General features: G+C 70.7%; 7 protein-coding genes and 1 pseudogene. 5 read left to right on the top strand and 3 right to left on the bottom strand.

The window, feature by feature from the left end; translation table 11 throughout:
• Positions 1-424: pseudogene (locus GT354_RS16445) on the bottom strand (hypothetical protein); the annotation flags it as partial.
• Between the two features lie 217 nt (positions 425-641).
• Between GT354_RS16445 and GT354_RS16440 the strand changes: the two are divergent.
• The 5 genes from GT354_RS16440 (at position 642) to GT354_RS16420 (ending at position 5,660) form a co-directional block, all read left to right on the top strand.
• A complete protein-coding gene (locus GT354_RS16440) occupies positions 642-2,081 on the top strand; it encodes a radical SAM protein (protein WP_161357058.1) in 1,440 nt (479 codons plus the stop codon).
• The gene (locus GT354_RS16435) at positions 2,078-3,196 is read left to right on the top strand and encodes a DUF1152 domain-containing protein (RefSeq protein WP_161357057.1); all 1,119 of its coding nucleotides are present in this window, start codon (positions 2,078-2,080) and stop codon (positions 3,194-3,196) included. Before GT354_RS16440 ends, GT354_RS16435 begins: the two co-directional genes overlap by 4 nt.
• A gap of 69 nt (positions 3,197-3,265) precedes the next feature.
• Complete coding sequence (locus tag GT354_RS16430) at positions 3,266-3,844, top strand: 1,4-alpha-glucan branching protein (protein ID WP_161357056.1); 579 nt, start codon at positions 3,266-3,268, stop codon at positions 3,842-3,844.
• 238 nt (positions 3,845-4,082) lie between these two features.
• Positions 4,083-4,322 (top strand): hypothetical protein, encoded by a 240-nt coding sequence (locus GT354_RS16425; RefSeq protein WP_161357055.1) that lies wholly within the window; start codon positions 4,083-4,085, stop codon positions 4,320-4,322.
• 432 nt (positions 4,323-4,754) lie between these two features.
• Positions 4,755-5,660: a class I SAM-dependent methyltransferase gene (locus GT354_RS16420; protein ID WP_161357054.1), complete on the top strand. Its 906-nt coding sequence runs from the start codon at positions 4,755-4,757 to the stop codon at positions 5,658-5,660.
• A 140-nt stretch (positions 5,661-5,800) separates the two neighbouring features.
• Here GT354_RS16420 and GT354_RS16415 read toward each other — a convergent pair whose 3' ends face one another.
• Together GT354_RS16415 and GT354_RS16410 are read right to left on the bottom strand one after the other, a co-directional pair.
• Positions 5,801-6,904, bottom strand: coding sequence for an NAD(P)-dependent alcohol dehydrogenase (locus GT354_RS16415; protein WP_161357053.1), 1,104 nt, complete (start codon positions 6,902-6,904; stop codon positions 5,801-5,803).
• The coding region (locus GT354_RS16410) for an aldehyde dehydrogenase family protein (RefSeq protein WP_161357052.1) at positions 6,901-7,714 on the bottom strand (814 nt) is incomplete at its 5' end. The genes GT354_RS16415 and GT354_RS16410, both read right to left, overlap by 4 nt.

Genomic DNA, 7,714 nt, shown 5'->3' with positions numbered 1-7,714 from the left:
CGCACCGACACACCGGCCCGCGCGGCGCCGGAACCCCGGCGGCGCGAAACGCCTCGGCCATCTCGACCTTGTTGCGCGCCGCCCGGGCAAGCAACGGATCGTTGCCCGGTACGCCGAGCCGCGCCGCCAGTCGCGCGGCCAAGGGCGTGAGCAGTTCCCAGTTCGCCGCGACCGCGCCGATGTGGTGCCGGCGGCAGAACGCCTCCATGTCGTCCACGGCGCGCTCGGCATCGGCCAGGTCGGTGAAGCAGACCCCGGCCGATGCCCGGGCCAGTTCGGGCGGATAGGTGGCGTGGACCGTCCGGTGCGTCGCGGCGTACAGGGAGAGCCCCAGCCGGGCGGCGGCCCGCACGAGGAACGGCCCGGCGTTGCCCATCGGCTCCACGACCAGCACGCCGGTACAAGGCACTTCGCTGATGTTCACGAGACCCAACTACAGCCGAGCGCGCACACGCCGTCCATCGGGCTGTTCTCCGAAAACAACTGCCGGTCGAGACGGGGTCATTGGTCGAAGCTCCGAATGAACAGCCTTGACGGCCAGGGGAGTTGGTGCGGATCACCCATGGCATCAACAAAATGTTGCATGCTCGAATGCCTGCGCAAGGTTATCGCGCCGGCACGGCCCTGACGGGGGATCGATCATGAACCACCTGCACCGCGAGCTCGCCGAGTTCATCGACCAGGGCGTGATCCCGCCCTACCAGTACTCCTACCCGCCGCGCTCCACCTACCGCCCGCTGGACGAAGGCGCTTGGAACGCCCGCGACATCTGGGCCAAGGACCTCGACTCCTACCAGGTGCCCGAACTCAACCTGTATCTGCACGTGCCGTTCTGCCGCTACAAGTGCGGCTTCTGCAACCTCTACACGGTGATCTCCACCGACCGGGACCTCTACGACGCCTACACGGACGCCCTGTGTACCCAGCTCCGCGACCACGCCGAGGTCATCCGGGCGCGCCGGCTGCGTACCGTCTACATCGGCGGCGGTACCCCGGCGCTGTTGTCGACCCGCCACTTCGAGCAGATCTTTCGAACCCTCGGCGAGATCTACCCCAACTGGCGCTCCACGGTGGAGGAAGTGGCCCTGGAGGCCACCCCCGACTCGATCGTCGCCGACCCCGACGGCTTCGGCCGGCTGCTGGACCTGGGGCTGACCCGCGCCAACATCGGCATCCAGTCGCTGGTGCCCAAGGAGATCCGCGAAGCCGGCCGGGGCCAGGCGAGCGAGGACGTCATCCGCCAGGCCATCGCCATCGTCCAAGAGCGCGGACTACCCGACCTCTCCACCGACCTGATCATGGGATTCGCGGGCCAGACACCGCAGACCTGGCGCCGCTCGGTCGACGAACTGGCGCGGCTCGCGCCGACCACCGTCTCCACCTACTTCCTCACCGTCCGCCCCGACGCCTGGTTCTCCCGGACCGGGTCCTACCAGTACATGTGGAAGCCCGAGCTGTACGAGCGCTACGAGTACGCACGGCAGGTGTTCACCGACCACGGCTACGTCCAGGAGGGTTCCGTCCGCTACAAGAAGCCCGGCCGGGGCGGCTACGCACAGAAGGTGCTCACCTTCCACGGTGTGCCCCTGCTCGGACTGGGCGTCGGCGCCCGCTCCTACACGTCCGTGCTCGACTACATGACCGGCAGCGTCAAACCGTCCCTGGCCGAAGTCGGCGACTACATCACCAAGGCGCGCGAGCACCGCCTGACGCCCACCACCGGATTCGTCCTCACACCGGAGGAGATCGTCCGCAAGCGGCTCGTGCTGGACACCTTCGACCTCGACCTCGCCGAACTGGACCGCTTCGGACTCGACGCCATCGCGGACGAGGTCGACGCGGTGCTCGACGCCGCCGAGTCGAACCGGCTGGTGCACCGGGTCGGAGCGCGGCGCATCCAACTCACCCCCAAGGGCTTCAAGTACCGCGACATCCTCTCCTGGATGTTCTACTCCGACCACGTCAAGAAACTGGACCGCGAGTACTACGAAGGCCTGCACCACGCCAACGCGCGCGCCCGGCAGAACATGGGAACTCCGGTACGGATCACCGGTATCGCGACGTCGCAGGGGACCACGTGAGGGACCGCACCGCCGCCGACCCGCCCGAGGCCCGGGACCTCTACATCGCCGCCGGCGGCGGTGGGGACCCGGTCGGTACCACGATCACCGCGTCGGCCCTCGCCCCGCGTGCGGGCGCGGCCGGCCGGCCCCTGATCGCGACCTACGCGTGGGACCGCCCGGACGTCGACCCCACGTCGGGACCGCTGGGCGCGGGCGACTTCACCGGCCCCACGTCGGCGGACCCGCGCTACGGCGACGCGCTCCCGTTGACCCCGGCCACCCTGCCGTTACCACCCGCCGGATCCACCCTGCCCCGCCTCGCCGCCGATCTCCCCGCCCGGTTGCTGCTCCTCGACCCCTGCGGCGGACTGCGGGCCATGGCCGCACAGATCCGCCGGATCACCGACGCCACCGGCGCCGGGCACGTCCGGCTGGTCGACGTCGGCGGCGACATCCTCGCCCACGGCGACGAGGAAACCCTGAGCAGCCCCCTGGCGGACGCACTGGCCCTGGCCGCCTGCGCGCTGGCCGGCGTCGACACCACGGTGTACATCGCCGGCCCGGGAACGGACTGCGAGATCCCGCAGCGGGTGCTCATGGACCGGCTCGGCGACGCGCGCCACCTCACGCCGACCGTGCGGGACGCCGCCACCGCCGCCGGGGCACTGGCCTGGTACCCCTCGGAGGCGTCCGCGCTTTTCGCCGCCGCCGTCCACGGGGTACGCGGCACCGCGTGCACGGTGCAACGGCGCATCCCGATCACCGACGCCTCCGCCCGCGTCTACCACCTCGACCTGGACCGGGCCCTCGCCCACAACACAGTGGCCCGCCGACTGCTGGATGCCCGCCCACAGACCCTGGACGAAGCGGCCGACCTGGCCGCGCGGTTGACCGGCATCCACGAACTGGAGCGTCGACGCCGGCCCGCCGCGGGTCACGTGGCCGCCACCGCCCACCCGACCGAACCGCCCTCCACCGCCGCGACGGCACTCACCGCCATCCGCGCCCGGGCACCGGAGGCCACCCACGTCACCTACCCGTTCGCCGCCCGGGCCCTGGGCCTGGACCGGCACCACATCCCGGCCCTGCGCGCCCTCCTGGGCGCCGACACCCCCGTACTGTCCCTCGCCTGACGGGATTCCCATAGGCTCGATCACCTCCCGTCGACGGACGGGCCGGGACCCGAGTGTGAGGGAGTTCGCATGGCCTCGATCCACCACACCACCATGACGCCCACCAAGGTGGAACTGCTCACCGGCTGGTTGCCGAAACAGAGTTGGTACGTGGGCGACGCGCCAACGCCGACCCTGGTCAGGGGCGGAGGGTTTCGACTGGACGATCCGCAGGGCGAGGTCGGGATCGAGTTCACGATCGTGGTGGACGTCGGCGGGCAGGATCCGGTGGCGTATCTGGTGCCGATGGCCTACCGCGGCGCGCCGCTGGAGGGCGCCCCCGCCGAGGCGCTGATCGGCACCTCCGAGCACGGCGTGCTCGGTACCCGGTGGATCTACGACGGCGGCCGAGACCCGGTGGTGACGGGCCGGTTGCGCGCTCTCCTGCGCGGCGAGGCCGTCCCGCAGCACCAGCACGACAGCGACACCCCCGACCCGACCGTCGTCGTGCACGCGGCCGGTCCCCTCGACGGGCTCGACGTCCGGGTCAACCGCGTCCTGCGGCCGGTCGAGGACACGCAAGGGCCGTTCGGACACGTCGTCGCCGGATGGACTTGGCCGAACGGAAAGGCTGTTCGGGGCGTACTCGCGGTCGCCGCGCCGCGGTGACGGGAGGGTGACGCGCGCGGGGTGCTTTCGAGAGAGACCGTGATTTCGAGGAGGCCGTGGCCTCGGGGCGCGCCTACCAGGCGATCCCGGCGGTGAGGCCGAGGTCGGCGACGGCGCGGCGTACGGGACGGGTTCGGACGCGTCCGGGACATGTCCCGTACAGCCGAACCCGTTCCCTTGTCCCGGCTCCCCGGTCAGGCTGACTCCGACCGAACGCTTCGACTGTGAAGGGGAAATCATGCGTACTCGAACCCGACTCGTCGCCGCCGCGATGGGAGCCGCGGTGCTGCTCGGCGGTGCCACCACCGCCGCCCAGGCGATTCCGGTATCGGCCGCCGCGTCGGTGGCCGCGCCCTGGATCCATGTGGGGAGCTACAAGACCGACGCGGCCTGCCGGGCCGACGGGCAGAACTCCGCCCAGACCTGGAAGTGCCAGTACGAGTCGCACGACGGCAGGTACCACCTGTACGTGCGCTGAGCGAACGGACCCGGTCCCGCCCTTCGTGGCGGGGCCGGGCCGGCGCAGCCCGGTGGCCTCTCCGGTTCGGGCTCCGGATCGAGATGAGGTAGGCATAGTCGGGCCGCATGTCTCGGACCGCATGTCTCGGACCGCATGTCCTGGGCCGCATGTCTTACGCCGCCTGGGGGCCGCTTTGGGCGAGATTCCCTCGTTCGGCGCAATTTCGTCGATTCCTCCGCAGGGTGGGCGACCTCGGCCGGATAGTGATGAGGCCGCACGGTCCTCTGGTGGCGGCCCAGAACAGCTGCCCCGAACAGCGACCCCGCAGCCCGAACGGTCTGTACCGAAAGATCGAACCGTGTCGGGCGGAACCGGCTCGTGCCCGCCTACTGCTGCGGATCCATCCGTGTTCCTCGCTGTTCGTGGTCTCGACTCGCCCTAGGAGAACACATGGTCGGCACAGCGGATCGGAACACCGAAGTGGCAGGCGTGGAAGGGGGCGTCGGCCTGACGGCTCTCATGGTCGCCGCGGCCCGGGCGATCGAGACTCATCGCCGCGACAGTCTGGCCCGCGACGTCTACGCGGAGCACTTCGTGCTCGCGGCGCCGGCGGCGGCGGGGTGGCCGGTCCGCATACAACAGGTTCCGGACGGGGACGCGAACCCGCTCTGGGGGCGATTCGCGCGGTATTTCGGTCTGCGGACGAGGGTTCTCGACGACTTCCTGCTCCGCTCGGTGCACGCGGGCGCCCGCCAAGTGGTCCTGCTCGGGGCGGGGTTGGACTCGCGGGCGTTCCGACTCGACTGGCCTGCCGGCTGCGTGATCTTCGAGATGGACAGGGAAGGCGTGCTGGCGTTCAAGCACGACGTGCTCGACGGGCTGTCGGCCGTCCCGAAGGCGGCGCGCGTATGCGTCCCGATCGATTTGCGCGCCGACTGGGTCGCAGCGCTGACCGACGCCGGCTTCGACGCCGCGGCGCCGAGCGTCTGGCTGGCCGAAGGGCTGCTGTTCTACCTGCCCAGCATCGCCGAAACGTCCCTCATCGACACGGTGGACCGGCTGAGTGCGCGGGGAAGCGCCCTGGCGTTCGAGGCCAAACTCGAAAGGAATCTGCTGGACTACCGCGACAGCCCGATCTACACCTCGACCCGAAACCAGATCGGCATCGACCTGCTCGACCTGTTCTCCCGAGAGCCGAGGCCCGACTCCGCGGGTGAACTGGCGGGCAAGGGATGGTCCACCTCGGTCCACACTCCGTTCGACTTCACCCGTTGGCACGGACGAGGACCGCTGCCCGAGTCGAACGACGCGCTGGCGGGCAACCGGTGGGTGTTCGCCGACAAACCGCGACCGTAGCGCCGCCGCCGGGCGGCCCGGGGTCGCGGCCCGGGTCGCGGGACGGATGGCGGCCCGGGTCGCAGCACGGATCGCGGGGCGGTCGCCCGAGTGGCGCCGCGTCGAAGGCTCCGTTCAACGGCTCCCTTCAACGGCTCCCTTCAACGGCTCCGCCCCTTCGGCACCAGGACGGGTTTGACCACGCGCCCTTCCTGACAGTCGCGTTCGGCCTCGTTGATGTCGGCGAGCGGATACGTACGGATCAACTGGTCGAAGGGGAACCGCCCGGCCCGCCACAGTTTGATCAATCGCGGAATCAGCAGGCGCGGCACCGCGTCACCCTCGCACAGGTGGGAGATCGTTCGACCCCGGTCCAGGGCTCCGGGTTCGAGCCCCAGCGTGGTGTGCAGCCGTGCCACCAGGCCCAGATGCCCGGTCGGACGAAGAGCCCGCAGCGCGTCGTTGATCAGCGGACCGGAGCCCGTGGTGTCCAACGCGTACCGCGCGCCACCGTCGGTCGATCGCCGGATCCGGTCGGGCAGATCGGCCGATGCGGCGTCCAGCGGGATCGCGTGGAACCGCTCGGCCAGGGCCAGCCGTTCGGGGTATCGGTCGACGGCCACGGTGACCGCTCCCGCAGCGTCGGCCGCCATCACCGCGGCCAGACCCACCGCCCCCGCGCCCAAGACCACGAGCGTGTCGCCGGGGCCGACGGCGAACGAGTTCAAGACCGCTCCCGCGCCGGTGAGAAAGCCGCAACCGAGCGGCCCGAGCAGCGCGATGGGCAGGGCGGGGTCGACCCGAACGGCGTTGCGGGCGGATACCACCGCATACTCGGCGAACGAGGACTGGCCGAACCACCGGGGGGCCAGTTCGAGCCCGGCCGCGTCGGTGAACCGCGCCGTGTCCTCCCCGCGCCCCCCGAAGAGATTGAGCGAAGCGAAGGAGTCACAGTAGGCGGGTGCCGCGCCCACACAGCTTGGGCAGTGTCCGCACGAATCGAAGCTCAGCACGACGTGATCGCCCACGCTCAGGCCGGTGTTCGGGCCACCCGTCTCCACCACGACTCCGGCTCCCTCGTGGCCGAGCACCGCCGGCAGCGGCGAGCGGCCCGCCGAACGCCGGACCGCGAGATCGGTCCGACACATCCCGCAGCCCGCGATCTCGACCAGGACCTCGCCGTCGGCCGGCCCCCTCCCGAGAACCACCTCTTCGACGGTGAAAGGGCTCTCGTACGAGCGCAGTACCGCCGCGCCGAACCTCATGGGCGTGTCTCCTCCGGGCGGTGCAGGACGAACGGACCGAGGTTGCCGTACAGTCCCCACGGCCCGCCCGCGATGCCGACGCCGCTGTCCTTGATGCCCGCGAAGGGCTGGGCGAGCGACAGTTCGGCGTGATGATTGATCCACGCCGTCCCGCATTCCAGCCGATCGGCCACCGCCTCGGCCCGGTCGACGTCGGTTCCCCACACCGAACCGCCCAAGCCGAAACCGGTGTCGTTGGCGGCCCTGACGGCTTCGTCGATGCTTTCGTACGGCAACACCGGCAGGAGCGGCCCGAATTGCTCTTCCGTCACCACCGGACTGTGATGTGGGACATCGGCGAGGATCGTGGGGGCGAAGAAGTAGCCCGGTCGGTCGAGTCGGCGACCGCCCGCCGCGGCTCGGGCGCCGTCTGCCAGGGCGCGGGCGGTAAAGCGCTCGACCCGGGCCAGTTGGGGAAGGTTGTTGACCGGCCCCAGTTGCGTGGCGGGATCGAGCCCGGCCCCCACGACCGCGGCCTTCGCGCGCTGCGCGAGGGCCTCGACCACGCGGGAGTACAGGCGCGCCGGCGCGTACACGCGTTTGACCGCCATGCAGACCTGCCCGCAGTTGCGGAACGCGGCCCAGAACAGGCGGTCCGCGATCTGCTCCACATCCACGTCGTCCAACAGGATGGCGGCGTCGTTTCCGCCCAGTTCCAGGGTGAGTCGGGCGAGCGAGGCCGCCGCACCCCTCGCTACGGCTCGTCCGGTGGGAATCGAACCGGTGAAGGTCACATGGCGGATGCGCGGATGGCTCGCGAGGCGGGCGCAG

The organism is Streptomyces sp. SID3343 (assembly GCF_009865215.1).
Lineage (GTDB): Bacteria > Actinomycetota > Actinomycetes > Streptomycetales > Streptomycetaceae > Embleya.
The sequence above is the reverse complement of the archived record's forward strand: the minus strand, read 5'-3'. Positions and strand labels throughout refer to the sequence as shown.